General features: G+C 65.1%; 14 protein-coding genes. 13 read left to right on the top strand and 1 reads right to left on the bottom strand.

The window, feature by feature from the left end; genetic code table 11:
- Positions 1-82: 82 nt before the first annotated feature.
- The 7 genes from L2Y96_RS00680 (at position 83) to L2Y96_RS00650 (ending at position 11,706) form a co-directional block, all read left to right on the top strand.
- Positions 83-892, top strand: a complete 810-nt coding sequence (locus L2Y96_RS00680) for a BUD32 family EKC/KEOPS complex subunit (RefSeq protein ID WP_247331081.1) — start codon at positions 83-85, stop codon at positions 890-892.
- A 54-nt stretch (positions 893-946) separates the two neighbouring features.
- A complete protein-coding gene (locus L2Y96_RS00675; RefSeq protein WP_247331079.1) occupies positions 947-3,106 on the top strand; it encodes a hybrid sensor histidine kinase/response regulator in 2,160 nt (719 codons plus the stop codon).
- A gap of 155 nt (positions 3,107-3,261) precedes the next feature.
- Positions 3,262-5,439 (top strand): glycoside hydrolase family 3 N-terminal domain-containing protein, encoded by a 2,178-nt coding sequence (locus L2Y96_RS00670; RefSeq protein ID WP_247331078.1) that lies wholly within the window; start codon positions 3,262-3,264, stop codon positions 5,437-5,439.
- Positions 5,440-5,565: 126 nt separating this feature from the next.
- Positions 5,566-7,311, top strand: coding sequence for an alpha/beta fold hydrolase (locus tag L2Y96_RS00665; protein ID WP_247331076.1), 1,746 nt, complete (start codon positions 5,566-5,568; stop codon positions 7,309-7,311).
- 54 nt (positions 7,312-7,365) lie between these two features.
- Positions 7,366-8,142: a 3-hydroxybutyrate dehydrogenase gene (locus L2Y96_RS00660; RefSeq protein ID WP_247331074.1), complete on the top strand. Its 777-nt coding sequence runs from the start codon at positions 7,366-7,368 to the stop codon at positions 8,140-8,142.
- A gap of 99 nt (positions 8,143-8,241) precedes the next feature.
- Positions 8,242-9,987, top strand: a complete 1,746-nt coding sequence (locus tag L2Y96_RS00655) for an alpha/beta fold hydrolase (RefSeq protein WP_247331072.1) — start codon at positions 8,242-8,244, stop codon at positions 9,985-9,987.
- A gap of 39 nt (positions 9,988-10,026) precedes the next feature.
- On the top strand, positions 10,027-11,706 hold the full coding sequence (locus L2Y96_RS00650; RefSeq protein WP_247331070.1) for an alpha/beta fold hydrolase: 1,680 nt from the start codon (positions 10,027-10,029) through the stop codon (positions 11,704-11,706).
- 62 nt (positions 11,707-11,768) lie between these two features.
- On the opposite strand, the gene glnA is transcribed toward L2Y96_RS00650, so the two are convergent.
- Complete coding sequence (gene glnA, locus L2Y96_RS00645) at positions 11,769-13,181, bottom strand: type I glutamate--ammonia ligase (protein ID WP_247331068.1); 1,413 nt, start codon at positions 13,179-13,181, stop codon at positions 11,769-11,771.
- A 233-nt stretch (positions 13,182-13,414) separates the two neighbouring features.
- On the opposite strand from glnA, the gene L2Y96_RS00640 reads away from it, so the two are divergent.
- From L2Y96_RS00640 to L2Y96_RS00615, 6 genes are all read left to right on the top strand, one after another.
- Positions 13,415-14,437: a HEAT repeat domain-containing protein gene (locus L2Y96_RS00640; protein ID WP_247331067.1), complete on the top strand. Its 1,023-nt coding sequence runs from the start codon at positions 13,415-13,417 to the stop codon at positions 14,435-14,437.
- Between the two features lie 297 nt (positions 14,438-14,734).
- Positions 14,735-16,282, top strand: coding sequence for a tetratricopeptide repeat protein (locus tag L2Y96_RS00635; RefSeq protein WP_247331065.1), 1,548 nt, complete (start codon positions 14,735-14,737; stop codon positions 16,280-16,282).
- A gap of 76 nt (positions 16,283-16,358) precedes the next feature.
- The gene (locus L2Y96_RS00630; RefSeq protein ID WP_247331063.1) at positions 16,359-18,179 is read left to right on the top strand and encodes a family 43 glycosylhydrolase; all 1,821 of its coding nucleotides are present in this window, start codon (positions 16,359-16,361) and stop codon (positions 18,177-18,179) included.
- 24 nt (positions 18,180-18,203) lie between these two features.
- A complete protein-coding gene (gene acpA / locus L2Y96_RS00625; RefSeq protein WP_247331061.1) occupies positions 18,204-19,880 on the top strand; it encodes an acid phosphatase in 1,677 nt (558 codons plus the stop codon).
- A gap of 201 nt (positions 19,881-20,081) precedes the next feature.
- Positions 20,082-20,876, top strand: coding sequence for an undecaprenyl-diphosphate phosphatase (locus L2Y96_RS00620; RefSeq protein ID WP_247331059.1), 795 nt, complete (start codon positions 20,082-20,084; stop codon positions 20,874-20,876).
- 14 nt (positions 20,877-20,890) lie between these two features.
- Positions 20,891-22,462, top strand: coding sequence for a winged helix-turn-helix domain-containing protein (locus L2Y96_RS00615; protein WP_247331058.1), 1,572 nt, complete (start codon positions 20,891-20,893; stop codon positions 22,460-22,462).
- The last annotated feature ends 83 nt before the right edge of the window (positions 22,463-22,545 follow it).

Genomic DNA, 22,545 nt, shown 5'->3' with positions numbered 1-22,545 from the left:
CCGCAATGGTTTCCTTGGCGTGACGTGGGTGCCGAAGCGCGGGGGCGCCGGGTCCGCACGCCACGCACGGAGTTTGCTTCTCATGGTTCAACGATTTTCCCTCGGCGGCAGCACCGCCTGGCTCAAGCGCTACGAAGCGGATGGCTGGCTGAGGCCTGCCCTGGTACGCCTGTGGAACAGGCTGGCCACGCGCCTCGATCTGCACGCCCTGCGCTCCCCTCCCCGTCATGCCGGCGAGGCGGCCAAGCAGGTGGAGTCGCGCCGTATCGAGGCGCTGCGCGCGTGCGGCGCACCGGTGCCACGCATCCTGGGCGAAGGCCCGCGCAGCCTGATCCTCAGCGATATGGGTCCGACCCTCGCCCATCGCCTGAAGCGCCTGCCGAGCGCGAACGACGCCGACATCCTGGTGCGCCAGACAGCCCACGCGATCGGCGAGCTGCACCGCCACGGCGGCTACCTCGGCCAGGCCTTCGCCCGCAATATCACCGTGGGCGACCACGGCGTGGGCTTCATCGATTTCGAGGAAGATCCCAGCGAGATCATGTCGCTGCCGCAGGCACAGGCGCGCGACTGGATCATGTTCACCACGGGTATCAGCCGGTACTACGTCGGCCGCATGGACGTGCTTTCCGAACTGATCCGTGAAGAGGCTGACGGGGCCGCGCCGCAAGTGGCGCTCGAAGTCCACCGCATCGCCCGCAAGCTCTCGTTCCTTGAGCGCGCAGGCCGCTTGTTCGGGCGCAAGCTGGGTCACATGGGTGCCGCCGTCGGCGTCATCCGCAAGGGCTTTGCCGCCGTGGCCGTCGCGGCACTGATGGTGGATGTCCTTAGCGACGGCGATTGCGACATGCTCAACGTCGTGGTCGACGCGGTACGCCACGTCGCGACGTAAGCGCACCCTGCGGGTTAACATCGCGGCTTCGCCCTTGTTCCGCAGGCCCGCTGCATGAGCGCACCGCCGCCCGAATTCCCGTGGTTCCTACCCCGCGACAGCGACATGGCTCGACGGGTCCACGGGTTTGACTGGGGCAATACGTCGCTGGGCCCTCTCGATGGCTGGCGACCAGCGTTATGCCATGCCCTCGCGGCCCTCATGCGATCGCCCGCGCCGATGGGTCTTTTCCACGGCCGTGAAGGCATCCTGCTCTACAACGACGCATACAAAGCGATCGCCGGCCTTCGTCATCCGCAGGTGTTTGGCCAACCTGTCCTTGCTGCATGGCCTGAAGTCGCCGACTTCAACCGGCATGTCCTGGATACCGTGTTTGCTGGCGGCGCGTTGTCGTTCCACGATGTGCACGTCGTCTTGAACCGTAGCGATGCGCCGCAGGACGCATGGCTGCATATCGACTTCAGCCCGCTTGTCGACGACACCGCCACGGTAGCGGGCGTGATGTTCGTCATTACCGACACCACCGCGCGCAAAGAAGCCGAAGCCACCCTCGCCAGTGAGGCGGCAACCCTGCAGGATCGCGTAAACCAACGCACCGCGGAGCTGTTGCGTACGCAGGATGCGTTGCGCCAGAGCCAGAAGATGGAGGCCATCGGGAACCTCACGGGTGGCGTGGCACACGACTTCAATAACCTCCTGCAGGTCATCAGCGGCAATCTGCAGCTATTGGCGGAAGACGTGCACGGCAGCGAACGTGGCGAACGCCGCGTACGTAACGCCATGGCGGGTGTGGCACGCGGTTCGAAGCTCGCCACGCAGCTACTTGCGTTTGGCAGGCGCCAGCCGCTCGCACCCAAGGTCGTCAACGTGGGGCGCTTCGTGCGCAACATGGATGATCTTCTGCGCCGCACGCTCGGCGAGGGGATCGAAGTGGAAACGGTCGTTGCCGGCGGCCTTTGGAATACGCTGATCGACCCGGGCAACGTGGAGAACGCGCTGCTGAACCTCGCGCTCAATGCGCGCGACGCTATGGATGGGCAGGGCAGGCTCACGATCGAAGCGGGTAACGCATACCTCGATGCCAGTTATGTCGACACGCTCGATGATGTCGCCGCGGGCCAGTACGTGTTGCTTGCCGTCACTGACACGGGCCATGGTATCGATGCGCAGACGATGGACAAGGTATTCGAACCGTTCTTCACCACGAAGCCCGAAGGGCGCGGAACGGGGCTCGGGCTGTCGATGGTGTATGGCTTCGTGAAGCAATCGGGCGGACACATCAAGCTCTATAGCGAACCGGGCCACGGCACCACCGTCAAGCTATACCTCCCACGGACCACGCAGTCGGAAGACATCATCGTCGACGTCGACACGGGCCCGCTCACCGGGGGCAGCGAGACCATCCTTGTCGCCGAAGATGACGAAGCCGTGCGCGACACGGTGGTGGCCATGCTCGCTGACCTCGGCTACCGCGTACTCAAGGCGCGCGATGCGCCAAGCGCCCTGTCGATCATCGACAGCGGCATCCCCATCGACCTGCTGTTCACCGATGTGGTCATGCCTGGGGCCCTGAAGAGCCCCGAACTCGCCCGCAAAGCGCGCGAACGGCTGCCGGGGATCTCCGTGCTTTTCACCTCGGGGTATACCGAGAATTCCATCGTGCACGGCGGCCGCCTCGATGAAGGCGTCGAACTGCTGAGCAAGCCGTACAGTCGCGAGACGCTCGCCCGCAAGCTGCGCCAGATGCTTTCCGGCCATGCCCGGCGCCAGGATGGCGGCCCGGCCACGGTGGCCCCTCCACCTGCAAACTCACCACCCGCCATACGCGTCGTGCGTGTCCTGGTAGTGGAAGATGACTGGCTCGTCCGTACCACGGTGGCCGAAATGCTCCAGCTGCGAGGTCACGAGGTATTCGAGGCGGCTGACGCCGCGCGCGCCCTCGAGGTGCTTGCCGAGCAGCCGGTCGATGTACTCGTCAGTGATGTCAGCTTGCCCGGCATGTCCGGCGTCGAACTGGTCGCCGAGGCGCGTGCGCGGCACCCCGGCCTCGCTGCGGTGTACGCCACGGGCCATGCCCATGCCGATGGCGTGCAGCCGGACGCCCGCACACTGGTATTGGTGAAACCGTATGGCTCCGAAGCCCTCAACCAGGCACTGGCGCGCTTGTTTCCGCCGCCGGGCGTGGGGCGGCCCGCCACCGCCCCGGGCCCCTGACGTGACCTCATTCACATCTGTGAAGTCTTTGGGCGCCAAGGGCGTAATCGTTTACACGTAACGCCATTTACGTGCCCACGGCGGCGGCAGTTGCCAGTATCCTTCCCCGCCGTGGCCCCTCACGCGCCGCACGCCATTCCCCGCAAGGCAAGCCCATGACCCGCAATACCCGCATCGAAGACCTGATCGCCCGCATGACCGTGGAGGAAAAGGTTGGCCAGCTCGGCATCTTCGCCGATGCCGTCCGCCCGTTCGCACCGGATATCAACCCGGAAGCCAATGCCCGCGGCGCCGCCGAAGTGCTTGAGCAGGTGCGCGAAGGCCGTATCGGTGCGTTGTTCAACGGCGTGGGCGCCGCGGAAGGGCGTGAGGCACAGCGCGTGGCGGTGGAAGAAAGCCGGCTCGGCATCCCGTTGATCTTCGGCTCCGATGTCATCCACGGCATGCGCACGGTGTTCCCGATTCCGCTTGGCGAGGCATCCACCTTCGAACCGGACCTCGCCGAACGTACCGCGCGCGCCACGGCCGTCGAAGCAACGGCCGCCGGTATCCACTGGACCTTCGCTCCCGCCGTCGATATCGCGCGCGACCAGCGCTGGGGCCGCGTCGCCGAAGGCGCTGGCGAAGACGTGGTGCTCGGCGCGGCGTTTGCCGCCGCTCGCGTCCGCGGCTTCCAGGGCGCTGACCTGAAGGCAGACGACGCACTGCTCGCGACGCCCAAGCACTTCGCTGCGTATGGCGCCGTGATGGGCGGCATGGAATACAACCAGGTCGACATCGCACCGCAGACGTTGCGCGATGTGCACCTGCCGCCGTTCAAGGCCGCGATCGATGCGGGCGCCATCACCCTGATGAGCGCTTTCAACGATATCAATGGCGTGCCTGCCTCGGCCAATCGCGAGCTCATGACCGATATCCTGCGTGGCGAGTGGGGCTTCAAGGGTTTTGTCGTATCCGACTACACCGCGGATATGGAGCTGATCGCCCACGGCTTCGCCGAAGATGAGCGCGATGCGTCGCGCCTTGCGTTCCTGGCCGGCGTGGACATGAGCATGCAGAGTGGCTTTTACGCCGCAAGCCTGCCCGACCTGGTCGCCAAGGGCGACGTGCCCGTGGATGTGCTCGACGAAGGCGTGCGACGCGTCCTGAGCGTGAAGGACGCCATCGGCCTGTTCGATAACCCGTACCGTTCGCTGGATCCCGCAGCGGAAGCCGATACGTCGAAAAACGCCGAGCACGCGGAACTCGCGCGTGAAGCCGCACGCCGCTCGATCGTCATGCTGAAGAACGACGGCGTGCTGCCATTGAAAAAGAGCGGCCAGAAGATTGCGCTCATCGGCCCGTTCGGCGCCGATGTGGATAACCTCGAAGGTTGCTGGACCTTGTTCGGCGACAAGCAACGCCATGTCGCCATCGACACCGGCCTGCGCGGCGCGCTGGCCGATGCGTCGGCTTTTGAAGTGGTCGCTGGCAGCGGCTTCGAAGAAGCGATCGATGGTGGTATCGAAGCCGCCGTGGCCGCAGCGAAGCGCGCCGACGTGGTGCTGCTCGCGATCGGCGAGCCGCAGAACTATTCCGGCGAGGCGCAGGCGCGTACACAGATCATCGTCCCTCCTGCACAGCAGGCGCTCGCTGAAGCCATCGCGGCGACGGGGACGCCCATCGTCGTGCTATTGAAGAACGGGCGCGCGTTGGCGCTGACGGGCGCGGTGCGCGATGCCAGCGCTATCCTCGTCACGTGGTTCCTCGGCAGCCAGACCGGTCCCGCGATTGCCGATGTCGTCTTCGGCGATTACAACCCCGCGGGCCGCCTGCCGGTCAGCTTCCCGCAGGACAGCGGCCAGCAGCCGTACTTCTATAACCACCCGCGTACGGGCCGCCCGGAGCTTGCCGATCAGCCCCCGGCATTCAAGTCGCGATACCGCGAAGTGACCTTCGATGCGCTTTATCCGTTCGGCCATGGCCTGAGCTACACCACGTTCGGCTACACCAAGCCCGTGGTCCCGGCGCAGGTTGGCTGGAGCGAAACCATTGTCGTCACCGCCACGGTCGCCAACACGGGCAGTGTCGCTGGCGAAGAAGTCGTGCAGCTCTACGTCCACGATCGCGTCGCCAGCCGCGTGCGGCCCGTGCGTGAGCTGAAGGCGTTCCGCAAGATCCTTCTTGCGGCGGGTGCCTCGGAAGAGGTGTCGTTCGAGCTCGAGCGGGCGGACCTCGCCTTCACCCATCGCGATGGCCGCACCTTCGAAGCAGAACCGGGCACGTTCGATGTGTGGATTGCCGGCTCGTCCACGCAGGGCGAAGCAGCCTCCTTCGTACTGAAAGCCCCCTGATCAGCTCGCGTGTCAGGCTTACCTGACACGTAGAGAGGGTGATTGCGGACAGCTGGCCGGCGCGAATACCGACGGCCAGCGCGTCTGCAACGGGTTAGCTTTGTCGTCCCCGATCAAGGACGATCCATGAAGCCACCCCTCCTCGCCGCCTGCCTGCTGGGCGCCGCGCTCGCCCATGCGTCGGCAGCTTTCGCCGCACGCCCTCTGTCCTTCCCTGTCGCTCCCATTCAATGGGCCGCCTGCGGCGCAGACACGTTCGCAGATAGCGAAGCGGACGTTGCCAAGGTCAAGAAGGCACTTGGCCAACGCCTGGGCGATCGCCTGCAATGTGCTCGCATGCACGTGCCGCTGGACCACTACCACCCCGAAGGCCCGCGCATGACGGTCGGGCTCATTCGCGCCAGGGCGCTGGACACCCCAAAGCGCGAAGGCGCCTATTTCTTCCATATTGGTGGCCCGGGCGGCAATCCGGGTGACTTCATCATCGCGGCTGCGTCGAAATGGTCGCTGGCCGATAGCACGCACGCGGTGACGGGCTGGCAGCGCAAGGTCGCGGAGCGTTTCGATCTCGTCGCGGTGATCCCTCGTGGGCTGGAGGGTGGCGATAGTTTCCAGTGCCGGGGCATCGACAGCATCGAGTCACCACCCGATGCCCTGTCCGACTGGGCCGCCACCAGCGAGGCCGCACGCGATATCGCCGAGAACTGCGCGGCCAACCCCGCCGCGCGATGGATTGGCACCGAGCAACACGTGTTCGACCTGGAGCAGGCACGGCTCGCCATGGGCGAAAGCAAGCTGCATTTTGTCGGGTATTCCTACGGCGGCATGGCCGGGGCCTGGTATCGCGCCATGTTTCCCGCTACGGCAGGCCGCATGCTGCTTGATTCGAGCATCGATTTCACTGCCAGCATCGATGACGCCGACCTCGCCACGCTGGGGGAACGGCAGCGCGAGTTCCAGCGCCGCGCACTACGCCCCCTGCTCGCAAAGCCCGCGCTTTATGGGGTCACGGGCGATGAAGCTGATGTATTGCGCGATATCCACGCCATGCCAGCCCGCGCGCGCAATGCGTGGTTGCCGCTCGTACAAAGCGCCGCTTCGCTCAAGGCCACGCTGGTCCTTGGTAGCTGGCTGGCGGAGCAGAACTGGATGACCGAAAGTGAAATGCACGCCCGGCTGGCAAACACACGATTCAGCGCCGACGCCCCTACGGAGGCCCGGGTTCGCCGGCGAGCGGAGGCGCTCATAGGCACCTACTTCGGCAACGACGCCGACGTGATCGAAGCGCTGGACGCAGCCGAACCCGACGCGGAAGTCGTGCATGGCAACGCCTGGTACAACCGACGCCTCGGAACGAGGGAATCCGTCTTCCTTGCCACCCGGTGCAACGACAATCCATGGGAGGGCACCGACACCCACTGGCGCAATGTCATGCGGGAACGCAGTGCCACCTTCCCCGCGGCACGGCAAGGCGTTGAGTTCTTTTCGCTGGTTTGCACGCGTTGGTCCGCCCGCACATCACAGCGGCCTTCGCTGGAACCCATCCACCATACTTCGCCCTTCCTTCTTATCCATGCTGAACACGATGTGCGTACACCGCTCGATGGCGCCGCGCGCATTCTCGACCGATACCCTGGTGCTCGCCTTGTCGTGGCAAAGGGCGTATCCGGCCACGCCATCCTTGCAACGTCGCACACGCCATGCGTGGAATCCGCCGCAGGGCATTACCTGCTTACGGGGCAGGTACCGGAAGCCAGACTCAGCTCCTGCGCTTATGTGAAGCGCCCGCGCAGGGCACGGCACGAAGACCACCATCCGCGGGTTCCCACGGACGCCGACGAACTGATGGAACGCGCACTGCAGTCTGGTTGAGGCTGCATCGCGAAGCGCATACTGCTCGCTGGTCAGTTTTCGTGGAGCAGTTCGATGAACGATCTCAAGGGCAAGGTCGCGCTGGTAACCGGCGCGGCCAGCGGCATAGGCCATGCCATCGCGGCGGCGTATGCGGCCGCGGGGGCACGGGTCGCCGTGGCGGATATTGCCGCTGACAAGGCCGAGGCCGCGGCACAGGTGATGGGCAACGGCGCCATCGGGCTTGCCATGGACGTCACGGACGAAGCGCAGGTCGAGGACGGCTTCGCGCGCACCGCGCGGGAGCTCGGGCCCGTCGATATCCTGGTGAGCAACGCCGGTATCCAGATCATCGCACCTGTCGTCGATCTCGCCTTCGCCGACTGGAAACGCATGCTGGCCATCCACATGGACGGCGCGTTCCTTACCTCACGCGCCGCCATGCGCCAGATGATTGCCGCCGGGCGTGGCGGCTCCATCATCCTCATGGGCTCCGCGCATTCCCATGTGGCATCGAAGTTCAAGGCGCCTTACGTCGCGGCGAAGCATGGCTTGCTTGGCCTCGCACGCACCCTCGCCAAGGAGGGCGCAGCGAACCGCATCCGGGCCAACGTCATCTGCCCCGGTTTCGTACGTACTCCCCTGGTAGAGAAGCAGATTCCGGAACAGGCGAAGGAACTTGGTATCAGCGAAGAGGACGTCGTCCGTAACGTCATGCTGCGCGACACCGTCGATGGCGAGTTCACCACCTTGCAGGACATCGCCGATACGGCACTGTTCCTCGCCGGATTCGGCTCGAATGCACTCACGGGCCAGTCGCTGCTTGTGAGTCACGGCTGGCACATGCAGTAGTTCGGCATAGGCGTACATGCCGTGTCGGCGAACGCTGATATGGCACGCGAGTTGGCCTGCGTAACGTGAGGTTCCCTATCTACAAAGGAACCTCGCTTCATGTCCATGCTTCGTCACTTCGTTACCACTGCGGGTGCTATCAGCGCCGCCGTCATCGCTGCACCCCTGGCCGCGAGCCGTACGGATGCCTTCGCGACGCCCGAGATGCAACCGCAAACGATCACGTGGACGTCCTGCCATACGGGCAACGTCGCCCTTCTCGCCTCCGAGCTGGGCGACCGGTTGCGTTGTGGCACGCTCACCGCTCCGCTTGATCACCACCGCCCTGAAACGGGAAATATCACACTGTCGGTGGTGCGGATTGCCGTAGCCGATAGTACGAAGCGGCAGGGGGCGCTCTTCGTCAATCCCGGCGGCCCCGGCGGCGATGCAGGCGAGTTCGCGGGCATGCTGGCCGCCTTCTGGCTTGATGCACCCGCCGCCGACCCTGTGCACGGCGACAAGCGGCGCATCCTTGATCAATTCGACATCGTCGCGGTCATTCCACGCGGCATGCCAGGCAGCACGCCGCTGGTGTGCCAGGTCAATCTTCCGCGCACCGACTTCATCATGACCGATCGCAGCGAGCAGAACGTGGCTGCCTGGGATCTGGTCGGGCGACGCCTCAGCGAAGGGTGCCGTGCCGATCCGCGCTATCCCTTCATCTCGACCGAGCAGACCGTCTACGACCATGAGCTGGTCCGGCGTTCGCTGGGCGAACCCGTGTTCAACTTCTATGGCGTCTCGTATGGCACGTGGCTGGGTGCCTGGTACGGTGCGACCTATCCAGCGAAGGTCGGCCGCATGGTGCTGGATTCGCCGATGGACTTTACCGCCACCTTCGAAGAGAACCATCTCGCGGCGGGGCCTGCACTACAGGAAGTCTTCGATCGGCGCGTTGCCCGGCCCGCGGCGGCGGACCCGGCGCGTTATGGGCTCGGTGCCAGCGAGACAGCGGTGCGCGATGTCCTCCGCCAGCTCGTACCACGGGTGCATGAGGCCTGGGTGCGCCGGTTCGACGCTCCCGAAGATCTGATGGCCGCAAAGACCGCCTCCGATTGGCTACGTGCCGACCCGTCGCTCGACAAGGCGGGGATGAGCGCCGGCATCGACGCCTGGGTGTACAGCGAGGACTCCGCCCTGAATCGCCGCGCACGTGCAGCCGCGCGCGCCGCCCTGGATCGGATCTTCGCTCCCTCTGGCGCGGAAGCAGGCCGTTTGTCTGCCCGTTCGGCCATGATCACCACGGTGCCCTGCAACGATACCGTCGCCACGGCCGATGCGGGCCAGTGGCAGGACGTCATCGCGCGGCAAGCACGTGATTACCCCGCACGGAGCAGCGCCGGCCTGATGAATCCCTGCGTGTTCTCCCATGGCCCCAATGCGGTGAAGCCGCCTGTCGATCGGCTAGCCCGGGCGGGACGTATCCTCATCCTCGCATCGGAATTCGACACCATTACGCCGATTGCCGGCGCCGTTCGCATGATCAACGCATTGCCGAACGCGAAGATGCTTGTCCTGCGTGGTGGATCGGATCACATGCTGTTCGCCATGACCGAGCAGGCCTGCATCGAGCGGTCCACGGCGCGCTTCCTCGTCGATGGCCGCACACCCACGTCTCAGCTCACCGAATGCCTGGTCGATGTGGATCCCGCCCGTCCTGCGCCAGACGCGCCGACGGGAGGCACCGCCGCATGGCAGGCGCGGCGCGCGCAACTTCGCGAGATCGCCGGCGGCGATGCGTTAGCTGCCTTGTTCTCACCATTGGCGGTGCGCTCGGGTGACACCGCGGATGCGAGCGAGTAAGCCCGCTCATTGCGGCCTTCTTCTATCAAGGACGACACCATGCCATCGCGACATACGCTTGCGCGTCACGCGCTCATCCTCGCACTATTTGTTTTCGCCGTCGTTTGCCCTCGCCCCGCCTCGGCTACGATCTCCTGGGGCCTTTGTCCAGAGAGTTGGGTACGCACACCGTCTGGCGCGTTGGGGCAGCGCCTGCAATGTGGCACGCTGCTCGCGCCGTTCGATCACCTCTTGCCTGACGGGCGCAACGTTCACGTGGGCGTCGTACGTGTCCAGGCGGCTCACGCCGACGAACGGGAAGGCGCCATCTTCTTCAACAAGGGCGGCCCCGGCGGCCATCCCGGCCGGCTTCTGCGTTCCATGGCGGAGGGCTGGACCGGCATGGACATCAACGATCCCGACGATGGCGACAAGCGCCGTCTCGCGGAGCGGTTCGATCTGATCGCCGTAATCCCCCGTGGCCTCGACGGCAGCGAGCCCATCCGCTGTGTTAGCGGGCTGCCGCCACGCCACGCGTTTCTTCCCACCGATCAGAGCGATGCCAACTGGGCGCAGGCGGTCGATGACGCCCAGGCCGTGGCCGACGCATGCTTGTCTCCCGCCTTTCCGAGCGTGCGCTACGTGAATACCGAACAGCATGTGCACGACATGGATGCCGTGCGGCGAGCCTTGGGCGATGAGCGCCTGAATTTCTATGGCATCTCTTACGGAGGCCGTGTGGGCGCGTGGTACGCCGCTACCTACCCGGCGCATACCGGCAGGCTCCTGCTCGATTCCAGCATGGATTTCACCCATGACTACCGGACGGCACTTCGCCTTTCGCAGGTCGCGCGACAACGTGAGTTCGACGATGACGTGCTGGCACCGCTCCTGCGCGAACCTTCGCGGTTCGGTCTTGGCTCATCGGCGGATGACGTCGCCGTTGCGGTCGAACAGATTCCGGCACGGGCACGCGCCGCGTGGACGGGGTGGCTGGATTCGACACCCCGGCTTGCCGCCGCCTTACACGTCGCCGGATGGCTGGAACGCTCAGCCCCTGCGGATCTCACGGCGATGAGCCGACTCATCCGCCGTGCCCGCTTCAGCACGGAGCCTATCCTGGACTCGCGTATTCGCTGGGAGGCGACGCAGCTATCGAGCATTCTCTACACACCGCCCCAGGCCGGTGCGAGTTATGGCCTGGGTCCTGAGGGCGACTCGGTACGAATCATCACGGCGTGTAACGATGCGCCGTGGGGACGCGACGACGCGACCATTCGTGAAAGCCTGCGTCAGTACGCATCGCGTTTCATCCATTTCAACGGTAGCGAGATCCTTGAAGAACTGACCTGCACGCACTGGGGTGGGCACAGTGCACGCCAGCCCGATCTCTCGATACTGGCCAACGCGCCTCCTTTCCTATTGATCCAGTCCGAGAAGGACACCTCGACCCCGTTAGCCGGAGGCAGCTTCATCCTCGATGCTTTCCCCAACGCACGCATGCTTCTCGTCCGCGAATCGAAGCAGCACGGCATCTTCAATTTCACGACCTCCGGTTGCATCGAGCGTACGGCGGCGACTTACTTGCTGAGCGGCGCGTTACCTGAATCCCGGTCGCGGGTATTCGCCTGCGGCGATGCCAATGAAAATCCCGCGGAAGCGCTACCCGGCACGCCGCGTCCGCCGACAGCACCTGTGGCCGTTGACGAGCCTCCGCTACAGGAACACGACGAATTCTGAGCCGAAAGCAAAAAAGAGGGGAGCCGAAGCTCCCCTCCTATTCCTCACCCCGAGGAATGCGATCAGATCGCGTAGTACATCTGGAACTCGAGCGGGTGGGTGCTCGCGCGGTAGCGGGTCACTTCCTGCATCTTAAGCGCGATGTAGCCGTCGATGAAGTCATCGGTGAACACACCGCCGGCCTTCAGGAAGTCGCGATCCTTGTCGAGCGCGGCGAGCGCTTCGTCGAGGCTGGCGCACACCTGCGGGATGTTCTTCTCTTCTTCGGGCGGCAGATCGTACAGATCCTTGTCGGCCGGTGCACCCGGGTCGATCTTGTTCAGGATGCCGTCGAGGCCAGCCATCATCAGCACGGTGAAGGTCAGGTAGCCCGACTGCATCGGATCCGGGAAGCGGATTTCGATGCGGCGGCCCTTCGGGCTGGCCACGTACGGGATACGGCACGACGCCGAACGGTTACGCGCCGAGTAGGCGAGCATCACCGGCGCTTCGAAGCCCGGGACCAGGCGCTTGTAGCTGTTGGTGGTGGAGTTGGCGAACGCGTTGATGGCCTTGGCGTGCTTGAAGATGCCGCCGATGTACCACAGCGCCGTCTGCGACAGGCCGCCGTAGAGGTCGCCTGCGAAGAGGTTCTCGCCGTTCTTCGACAGCGACTGGTGCACGTGCATGCCCGAGCCGTTATCGCCAACGATCGGCTTCGGCATGAAGGTGACCGTCTTGCCCGCCTGGTGGGCGACGTTCTTGATGACGTACTTCATCGTCATCAGTTCGTCGGCCTTCTTCACCAGCGTGTTGAAGCGGGTGCCGATTTCGCACTGGCCCGCGTTCGCGACTTCGTGGTGGTGCACTTCGACGACCTGGCCGAGCGACTCGAGGACCTTGCACATATCGGCGCGCAGATCGCCCAGGCTATCGACCGGGCTCACCGGGAAATAGCCGCCCTTCACGCCCGGACGGTGGCCGGTGTTGGTGCCGTCGTACTTGTAGCGCGACGACCAGGCGGCTTCTTCCGAGTTGATCTCGTAGAAGACGCGGCCCATGTCGTTCTGCCAGCGGATCGAATCGAAGATGAAGAACTCCGGCTCCGGGCCGAAGAACGCGGTATCCGCGATGCCGGTGGACTTCAGGAAGGCTTCGCCGCGCTTGGCGATCGAGCGCGGGTCGCGGCCGTAGGCCTGCATGGTGCTCGGCTCGAGCACGTCGCAATGCAGGATCAGCTGCTTGTGCGCGCTGAACGGATCGAGGTGGGCGGTATCCGGGTCCGGCATCAGCACCATGTCGGACTCGTTGATGCCCTTCCAGCCGGGGATCGACGAGCCATCGAACATCTTGCCGTCTTCAAAGGTGCCTTCGTCGATCTGGTGGGACGGGAAGGTCACGTGGTGGTGCTTGCCGAGCATGTCGGCGAAGCGCAGGTCGACGAACTCGATTTCCTCGTCCTGGATCAGGTTCAGCACTTTCGAAGCGGCGGACATGGGCAAACCTCGGTATTAGGTATGTGGGCGCAGGGCTTATAGCAATCGCTATGCCAGCGGCTCCGGAGCGACGGACCGGCCTGGAACAAGCCCCGGCATCATAGAACGCCTAAATGACACGTGCAGGGTTGCACCATATCGGTGCATTCGACCGCACGATGCACCATATCGGCTGCGCTGAAGGGCGACGGCAAGGGCTATGCTGCGGCCATTCTCCGACTCAATGGCTCGTCATGGATGACCTATCGGCTTGGCGCCGCCAACTCACCCAGCCACTCATTCTCGCCGCCTGCCTCGTAAGCCTGACGGCAAGCGCCCAGACGCTACCGCCCATCGATATAGGCGGTGCCCCCGAACCACCCGTTGACATCGCGTCGCTCGTCGCACACTTACGCAGCCCGTCGACCGACCCGATCGACGACTACCCCAGCGAACTTTTCGAACTGGCCGCTTTAGGGCCGGCAGCAGGCCCCGAGGCTGGCGAAACAGTCACCGCCCTGCTCGCTAGTCCTCGCCCTTACCTCCGGGCCATGGCGGCGGCGGCGCTAGGCTTCATGCAGTACGCACCCGCGCGTAAGCGACTACAAGAAGCGCTCTCGGATGAAACGGATGCGGCCACCAGCGCTTATGCGGCGATGTCCCTTGGCCGCCTTGGAGACCGTGCCGCGCTGCCCGCGTTGCGCGAGGCGGCGCGATCCTACTGGTATCCACCGGTTCGGAAGGTCGCGAGCAAGGCGATCGACCAGATCGAGACGCATGCGCCACTAGCGCCATTCGTACGCACGGATTGGATTTTCCCTGGTTCGTTGTACTACGCAACGGGCTGCCCGACGACAGAGCGCCCCATGGTGCCGACCACCCTGACCGTCGAAGGCGGCCGCTTGTACGGTATCGACAACGGCGAATTCGGCGGCGGCTTGTTCTTCGATGACGGCCACGGCGGTGTGCAGAAGATCGGCGAAATGAACGTCCAGGGGATCGCGACCCTGGGCAGCCATATCGTGGCGGTGACCGGGCTGGCCCACATGGGCTGGGTGCGCGGCGATGTCTACCGAGTCGAACGCAACGCTTCGGGCCGGTGGCAGGCTATCCAGTGGCGTCATCTTCCTTACGCACCGTACGGGGCCGTCGCCGAACCCGGGCGGCTTCGCATCGTCTTGCCCCGTGCAGATATCCTGCTATCGGGCGATGGGAAGTTTTCGATGGCGACCTGTCCTGATACGCATCACGGCGAGTGGCGCCAGCGAGTGGGCTAGACGCGCGCCATGGGCGCCACGGCCAACGCCGGCTCGCCGGCGATCGGCGGCGCGGGCTTTTTGGGGCCGGACGCGCAGCCCGCCGTGGCGAGCTCTCGTGTCATCGACATTTCCCCTGTAGGACCATCATGGGCTTGGCCGCAGGATTCGTCAGGCGGAGAGCCACTGTAAATAGGTCAAACAGGCATCCGGTAAGGCATCTGCCGAAGCGCCGTCAGGATGCGGGATCTGTGTCACGGCACGAGAGCCGCTCGCGTATATGATGGCTGCCGGGGACAGATCCCACAGGGGAAGCACATGGATGTACGGACTACCTGCCCGGCGAACCGTCGCCGCGGCTTGATCGGGTTAGCTGCGGGCATGCTGGCATGGGGCTGGGTGGTAGTCGCTACGGCGGCACCCGCTACGGCACCGCCCGCCGATCTCGATGCCTTCTTCAAACAGGTCCGGGAAGCGTCCGCGCTCACCGCCCCCTTGCAGCGCTGCCTGCACATGCCCGATCCCCCGGGCTCCCACTGGCACCCGGAAGCCGTTCGCGAGTACTGCGCGTACAAGTTCCCTGATGTCATGACCCGGGCGACCTTCGCCCATCTGATCGATGACGGTAAGGCGGCCGAGGTCGACCGGGCCTTCGCGAAATACCTCGATGCCCAACGGCGCGACCCCAAGGGAGTGAGCCGTCTCGACGGCGCCTACGCCAACCTGGGACTCCGCGATGCGAGCGCGGAATCGCGCCGGCTCATCGATGCGTGGCGCAGGCAACGCCCCGATAGCGCTTTCGCCGTCGCAGCCAGCGGCATGCAGTGGTACGCCGCGGCAAAGCAGGGCCGCGGCATGGCGTCGAATCGGGAGACCAGCGCCGACCAGATGCAGACCATGGAAACATTCGGCGCCATGGCGCGGGATGATCTGAACAAGGCTGCCGCGATGAAGCCGGCCTTCGCAACGCCGTACAGCGACCAGCTCGGCCTGGCGATGTACACCGGTGATGACCAAGGCGCGGCCGATGCACTGACCCAGGGGTTTGCGCTGGCGCCCGATGACCTCTCGCTATGGCTATCCAAGGCAGCGTTCAGCGCCGAGAAATGGGGCGGTAGCGATGCACAGGTTGCCCAGATTGGCCAAGACGCCGAAGCGCGCACCGCCAAGCACCCGCTCATGTGGGTCGTCGTGGGGCGGTCGCATATCACCCTGGCAACCCATGCCCAGTTGCAGCCCCCGGCCGATGGTCGATTCCTGGCCGTCGTCGATGAAGTCGCGCCACCGTTCGATCTGGGCACGCTTGCCGCCATGGCAGCGACGGCGAAGAAGAACGATGAGGCGCTTGTACTCGCGGTGGAGGCCTTGCGCTTCGACGATGGGAATATCTTTGCGCTGAACGCACTTGCCGATGCCGCGTACAAGACACCCCAGGCCCCGTGGGCGGCCGACATGCTTCGGCGCGGTGCCGCACGGCACCCCGACGCGATGGACAACGTGCGGCTGGCAGGCATGCAGCTCGTCTATCTGGGCGGGACCTTCGCCGAAGCCACGTCCCTGCTCGAGTCCGCGCTGGCACACGACCCGAAGGACAAGGGTGTCATGCTGCGGCTAGCCGAGTACGCGCTTCGCGCACACGATCACTATGAAGATGCGAAGAGGCTAGCGAGTAGGGTCATCGAACTGTACCCCGACACGCCACGTGCCTACGTCATCCTCATCCGTGCACAGATCGGTACGAACGATGCCGGACGCATCGCAACGATCCACTACTTCCTTGACCATTACGGCAACGACTCGACGTACGCGGAGTTCACCAGGCAGATGCGTGATTACCTGGCGGGTCAGGAAGGCCGGCCCGGCTAACCCAGGCCGGCCACGAGCCAAGCGTAACGCGGTTTACGCTGGCACGATCGGAACCTTGTCGGCCCAGGGGATACCCATGACGCGCCCAGCCCTCCTGCTAGCGGCCATTGGCCTGGCCCCTGTCGCAGCACACGCCACCCAGCACACCTACGCCAACCCGGTCGACATCGACTACCGCTACGCGTGGGAAGTGATGAACGACGGCGTGTCATTCCGGACCGGTGCGGATCCCGCGATCGTCCGCTATGGCGATGCGTACTACCTGTTCCAGACCATGGCCGACGGCTACTGGATGTCGAAGGATCTGCTGCACTGGGATTTCGTCAAGCCGGATCACTGGCCACTCGACGGCAACGTCGCGCCAGCGACGCTCGTGGCCGATGGCAAACTATTCCTGATGCAATCGGCGTTCGCACCGAAGCCGCTCATGGTGTCGACCGATCCCGCGCATGGAAAATGGACCTTCTGGACGCACCAGCTACCGCCCGTACCGGGCGCGACGCGGTACGACCCCGCCGGCAAGCTCGAAGTACGCGGCCCGCTGCCGCCCGGCCCCTGGGATCCCGACCTGTTCCGCGATGACGATGGGAAGGTTTACCTCTACTGGGGCTCATCTGAGACCTACCCGCTTTACGGTGCACAACTCGATATGCGCCTTGATTCCACCGAAGGCGAAGGCAAGCGCCTGGCCTTCGCGACGCAACCACAGGCACTCCTGCATCTGGATCCCGCAAACCACGGCTGGGAACGCTTCGGCCCCGACCACACGATGGGCGACAAGCCCGCGTACATCGAAGGCTCGTGGATGAACAAGCACGGTGGCCGTTACTACCTGCAGTACGGCGCACCCGGTACTGAGTACAACGTGTATGGCACCGGCGTGTATGTGGCGGACAAACCACTCGGCCCCTTCACCTATGCACCGTACAACCCCGTCGGGTACAAGCCCGGTGGCTTCGCGACAGGCGCGGGGCACGGCTCCACATTCGACGATGCGTTCGGTAACGCCTGGAACACCGGCACCACATGGCTGGGCGTGAACCAGACCTTTGAACGACGCATCGTCATGTTCCCTGCGGGCTGGCATGCCGATGGCGAGATGTGGGTCGATACACGCTTCGGCGATTTTCCCCAGCGCATGCCCGATCACGCGTTGCGCGAGGGCGAAAGCACATTCACGGGCTGGATGTTGCTCTCCTATCGCAAGAGCGCTGTCGCATCATCCGCATTGCCTGACCACCCCGCCTCCATGCTGACGGACGAAAACCCGCGCACGTTCTGGGTCGCGAATACGAACCACCCCGGCGAGAGCATCACCATCGATCTTAAGGAGGCGCCGACCGTGCGCGCTGTCCAGATCAACTATGCCGACTACCAATCCGATCGCTACGGCGATGCACCGGATCTCGTCACGCAATTCGTCCTCGAAGGGTCTGTCGATGGCACGCACTGGTCCACGATCGCCGATCTTTCCGCTTCCGATCGCGACCGACCGAACGCTTATGTCGAACTCGTGACACCGATGCACCTTCGCTATATCCGCTACGTACACAAGCACGTCGGAGCGAAGCATCTTGCGATCTCGGATATCCGCGTGTTCGGCAATGCGGATGGCTCGGCGCCCAAGGCGCCCAGCGGCCTGACCGTCGTGCGTGGCGCCGATCCTCGCGAGGCGGCCATCGCATGGAAGCCCGTGCCAGGCGCCGTGGGCTACAACGTCCGCTGGGGCCTGGCAGCGGATCGCCTGCATGCCACCTACCAGCGGTTTGCCGATCAGCCCACATCGTTTACCCTGAGAAGCTTGAACAGGGGCGTCCGCTATGTCGTAGCGGTCGAAGCTTTTGATGAGCGCGGCGTCTCCGAACTTTCTCAAATCGTGGAGCTTCCCCCTCGATAGCTCCACGCCCCACGGTTCGAAGCGATGACCAAGAAGCACGACAACGACACGCCTGATACCGGGCGCCGCCGCCTCCTTGGCGGCATGGCTACGACGGGCGCGATGCTTGCGCTCGGTGGCGCGGCCGAGGCCGCGACGGCTGCCGCGCCCAAACCGGGTGCACCCGCGCCCACCGGCGCGGCGCTGGATGCCCTGCTCGAGAAGCACATCCACAACGTCGTGGTGATCTACGCCGAGAACCGCAGCTTCAACAACCTGTTCGGCAATTTCCCCGGCCTGCTCGATCCGTTGAAGGATGTGCCGCCCGAGCGCTATATCCAGCGTGATCGCGATGGCACCGTGCTGAAGACGCTGCCGAAGATCTGGGGCGGCCTCGTACCGCACGAGCAGACCGTGGATCACCGCACCTACAAGATCGCCGAAGATGCGATCACTGGCCTGCCGAATGCACCGTGGGAATTGCACACGGGCGATGGCACACCGCTACCGCACGGCGTGGTCACGCGCGATCTTGTCCACGCGTTCTACAACAACCAGCTGCAGATCAACGGCGGCAAGAACGATGGCTTCGTGGCATGGGGCGATAACGGCGCCCTCACCATGGGCCACTACGCCAACACGCCCGTGAACCTGCGCCTTTGGCGCCTGGCCGAGCAGTTCACCCTGTGCGATCGCTTTTTCATGGGTGCGTTCGGTGGTTCGTTCCTCAACCACCAGTACCTCGTGGCCGCGCAGCCGCCGTTCTACCCGGACGCGGACAAGAGCCCGTCGCAGTTCGGCATCGCGGTGACCGAGAGCGGCAGCGCTACCGACTACCGTCTGAAGATGGACGAGAAGTCGCCGAAGAGCGCGATGGAGGGCAAGCCCAAGTTTGCCCACCACAACCAGCTCACGCCCGATTTTTATGCGGTGAACACGATGGGCCCGCCGTATTCGCCGGGCTTCAACGTGGATCGCAAGAACCCGCTGCTGGCCGATGCGACGAGCGCGAACACGCTGGTCCCGCAGAAGCACAAGCACATCGGCGACGTGCTCTCGGCGAAGAACGTCGATTGGGCGTGGTACGGCGGCGGCTTCCAGGCGGCCCTGGATGGCAAGGGCGATAGCGATGACGGCACCTTCCCGTCGACGCCGAACTTCCAGGCCCACCACCAGCCGCTGAACTACTTCGAGACGCTGGCTCCCGGCACCGACGCACGCGCGAAGCACCTGCGCGACGGCGGTCTGGGCGAATCGCCGAAGACCAATAAGTTTCTGGCGGACGCGAAGGCCGGCAAGCTACCCGCCGTCGCGTACTACAAGCCGCAGGGCGACCTGAACATGCACGCCGGCTATTCGGACGTGGAAGCCGGTGATCGCCACATCAGCAGCATCGTCCACCAGCTGCAGCAGGGCCCGCAATGGAAGAACATGCTGGTCATCATCACCTTTGATGAAAACGGCGGCTGGTGGGATCACGTCGCGCCGCCGAAGGGCGATCGCTGGGGCCCGGGCACGCGTATTCCCGCGCTGGTCGTCTCGCCCTTCGCGAAGAAGGGTCATGTCGAACACACGATGTACGACACCGGCTCGATCTCGCGCTTCCTCACCCGTCGCTTCAAGCTCGAAAAGCTGGCCGGCCTGCAGATGCGCGACGACGCGACGGTGAAGGCCGGCGGGCCGGCCCCGGGCGACCTGACCGAAACCCTGACGTTCACCTGACGGCACGCCGGGGGATAGCGGCGGCGCGGGCCGGGCCTGGCGCCGCGGCCGGTCGTCGTGAAAGTTTTTGCGAATGGGTGGGGCGCGACGGCCCGCCCGTGACGCGGTCGAAGGTATCGGCGCCCCGAGGGGGCGCGGCATGACGGCAGTCATGTAGGTCGGGCTAAGCTATGCCGCCGTCCCATCTGGAATCCAAGCCACGTGAACGACCTGATCAGCGCCATCCTCCTCGGTATCGTCGAAGGAATCACCGAATTCCTCCCCATCTCGAGCACCGGCCACCTGCTCATCGCCGAACGCTGGCTAGGCGCACGCTCCGATCTCTTCAACGTAGCCATCCAGGCCGGCGCGATCCTCGCGGTCACCTTCATCTACTGGCGCACGCTGTGGAGCTTCGTGCAGAACTGGCGCCGCCCGGAGACGCGCGATTACATCGCCAAACTCGCGGTCGCCTTCCTGATTACCGCCGTGCTCGGCCTCATCGCGACCAAGATGGGCTTCAAGCTGCCTGAGACGATCACGCCGATCGCGTGGGCGCTCATCATCGGCGGCATCTGGATGATCGCGGCGGAGCAGATCGCTTCGAAGCGGCCCGACCGCACGGCGATTACCTGGCGCGTGGCTATCCTTGTCGGCCTCGCACAGATGGTGGCCGGCATCTTCCCGGGCACCTCGCGCTCGGCGTCCACCATCTTCATCGCCATGCTTGCCGGTACGAGCAACCGCGCCGCGGCCACCGAGTTCGCCTTCCTGGTCGGCATCCCCACCATGTACGCCGCCACCGGCTACGAGTTACTGAAGACCTTCCAGCATGGCGGCGCGGCCGGCGAAGACTGGACCGGCCTGGCCGTGGCATTCGTGGTTTCCACGATCGTGGCTTTCGTCGCGGTGAAGTGGCTCCTCGGCTATATCCGCTCGCATAAGTTCACGCCGTTCGCGATCTACCGCATCGTGCTGGGCATCGCGTTGCTGCTGTTCCTCCCCGCGGGCGTCTGAGCCAGGCTAGCCGCGTGGCCCGCTATCGCCTTCTCGACCTGCGTATCGACCTCGACCACCAGACGGTCGAACGCGCCGGCACGCGGCTGGAGGTGGCGGGCCTCAGCTTCCGCTTGCTCGCCTGCCTGATCGAGCACGGCGATCACGTCGTGACCTTCGACGAGTTGATTGCCGCCGTGTGGGCTCCCGCGGTGGTGAATGAGGAGACGGTTACCCAGCGCGTGCGGCTGCTTCGCCAGGCACTGGGCGACGATGCGCGCGCGCCCCGCTATATACGTACCGTGCGCAGCCGGGGTTACCAGCTGGGTGCGCCCGTCATCCCTGATCTGGTCGAGCCCGGCCGGCGGCGCCTGGCGCTATGGCCTGCACTGGCAGCGGTCAGCGTGCTCGCGGTGACCGCGCTCGGCGCCAGCTTTCTTGCGCGTGAAGAGAAGCCCGTTACAAGCGCCGAGCAGGAGATCCTCGATCGCGCACAGTGGTATGCACGCATAGGCCAGCGCGATAACAACGAACGTGCGCTCGCGCTGTATGACCGGGCCTTGCATGAAGCGCCCGACGACGTCGATGCCCTGGTGGGTGCCAGCCGCACGCGCGCCGCGCGTACCTGCCTGTACAACGGCAGCACCGATGACGCCCGCGACGCGTTGCGCATCGCAAGCCGCGCGGTGTCGGTCGGCTCGGACAATCCGCGCGCCTGGTCGGCTCTCGGCTACGCGCGCGATTGCCTCGGCGATATCGGCGGCGCCATCGCCGCGTACGAAGCCGCCGTTCGGCTCGATCCCGATGATGACGCCACGCGTTCCTCGGCGGCGTATCTCTACCAGGAGCAAGGGCGGCTGGCGGATGCCATGCGTGCCAACCTCGATATGCGCGGCGATCCCGGCCGCGTGCGCTATCGCGAAGTACAGCTTGCCCGCGAGTACGAGTTGCTCGGCTTCGTGACGCAGGCGGGACAGCGTTACAAGCGGATCTTCGAACTGGCCCCGGACAACGTGTTCGGCAACCTCGGCTGGCCTGCGTACCTGTTCGCGCACGGTCGCTTCGATGAAGCGCGCGCGGCGGTGGCCGAAGCCCGCCAGCGTGATACGGCGCGGCCCGAGCTTGCCCAGCTCGATGGCGAGCTCGCGTTGCGGCGTGGTGACCACGCCGCCGCGGCCAACGCCTTTGCCGAAGCCCACGCCTTGCGGCCGGATGCCTCATTGCCCGGCACGCTGGTGCTCCTCCATGCCAGCCAGCCGCTCACGGGCGATGCGCTTGCCCAGCGCATCGCGGATACACGCAAAGCGCTCGTCGATAACCCATGGCCGGCCAGCCGGTTCGAACTGGTCTGGCTGATGGAAGCCGCGGGCGACCACCGTGGCGCCATCGCCGCGCTGGAAGAAGCCGTGGCGATGGGCTGGCGTGATACGGGTTACCTGCGTGCTTCGCCGCTGTTCGCAACGATCGCCGCCGACCCGGGGTTCCAGGACGTGATCGATAGCATCGACCGGCGCACGCGCGCCGAGCGCGAGCGTGTGCTCGATGCATCGTGGTGCCCATCCGACCTGCCCTGCCACGAACCCCAAAAGCGCGACCCACCCCTGTAGGAGCCCACCCTGTGGGCGACATCTTTCGCGATAACGCCGCAGGCCCTGTGGCTCTTTCGCGAACGGCGTCGCCCACAGGGTGG

It is taken from the genome of Luteibacter aegosomaticola (genome assembly GCF_023078475.1).
Taxonomy (GTDB): domain Bacteria; phylum Pseudomonadota; class Gammaproteobacteria; order Xanthomonadales; family Rhodanobacteraceae; genus Luteibacter; species Luteibacter aegosomaticola.
Note: the sequence above shows the minus strand (reverse complement) of the source record. Positions and strands in the feature narration are given on the sequence as shown.

Excerpts from the sequence above, each read along its gene's own strand:
- L2Y96_RS00640 (WP_247331067.1), top strand. The coding sequence starts at position 13,415 with ATGGATGACCTATCGGCTTGGCGCCGCCAACTCACCCAGCCACTCATT.
- L2Y96_RS00650 (WP_247331070.1), top strand. The coding sequence starts at position 10,027 with ATGCCATCGCGACATACGCTTGCGCGTCACGCGCTCATCCTCGCACTA.
- L2Y96_RS00655 (WP_247331072.1), top strand. The coding sequence starts at position 8,242 with ATGTCCATGCTTCGTCACTTCGTTACCACTGCGGGTGCTATCAGCGCC.
- L2Y96_RS00670 (WP_247331078.1), top strand. The coding sequence starts at position 3,262 with ATGACCCGCAATACCCGCATCGAAGACCTGATCGCCCGCATGACCGTG.
- acpA (WP_247331061.1), top strand. The coding sequence starts at position 18,204 with ATGACCAAGAAGCACGACAACGACACGCCTGATACCGGGCGCCGCCGC.
- L2Y96_RS00660 (WP_247331074.1), top strand. The coding sequence starts at position 7,366 with ATGAACGATCTCAAGGGCAAGGTCGCGCTGGTAACCGGCGCGGCCAGC.
- glnA (WP_247331068.1), bottom strand. The coding sequence starts at position 13,181 with ATGTCCGCCGCTTCGAAAGTGCTGAACCTGATCCAGGACGAGGAAATC.
- L2Y96_RS00630 (WP_247331063.1), top strand. The coding sequence starts at position 16,359 with ATGACGCGCCCAGCCCTCCTGCTAGCGGCCATTGGCCTGGCCCCTGTC.
- L2Y96_RS00635 (WP_247331065.1), top strand. The coding sequence starts at position 14,735 with ATGGATGTACGGACTACCTGCCCGGCGAACCGTCGCCGCGGCTTGATC.
- L2Y96_RS00665 (WP_247331076.1), top strand. The coding sequence starts at position 5,566 with ATGAAGCCACCCCTCCTCGCCGCCTGCCTGCTGGGCGCCGCGCTCGCC.
- L2Y96_RS00680 (WP_247331081.1), top strand. The coding sequence starts at position 83 with ATGGTTCAACGATTTTCCCTCGGCGGCAGCACCGCCTGGCTCAAGCGC.
- L2Y96_RS00675 (WP_247331079.1), top strand. The coding sequence starts at position 947 with ATGAGCGCACCGCCGCCCGAATTCCCGTGGTTCCTACCCCGCGACAGC.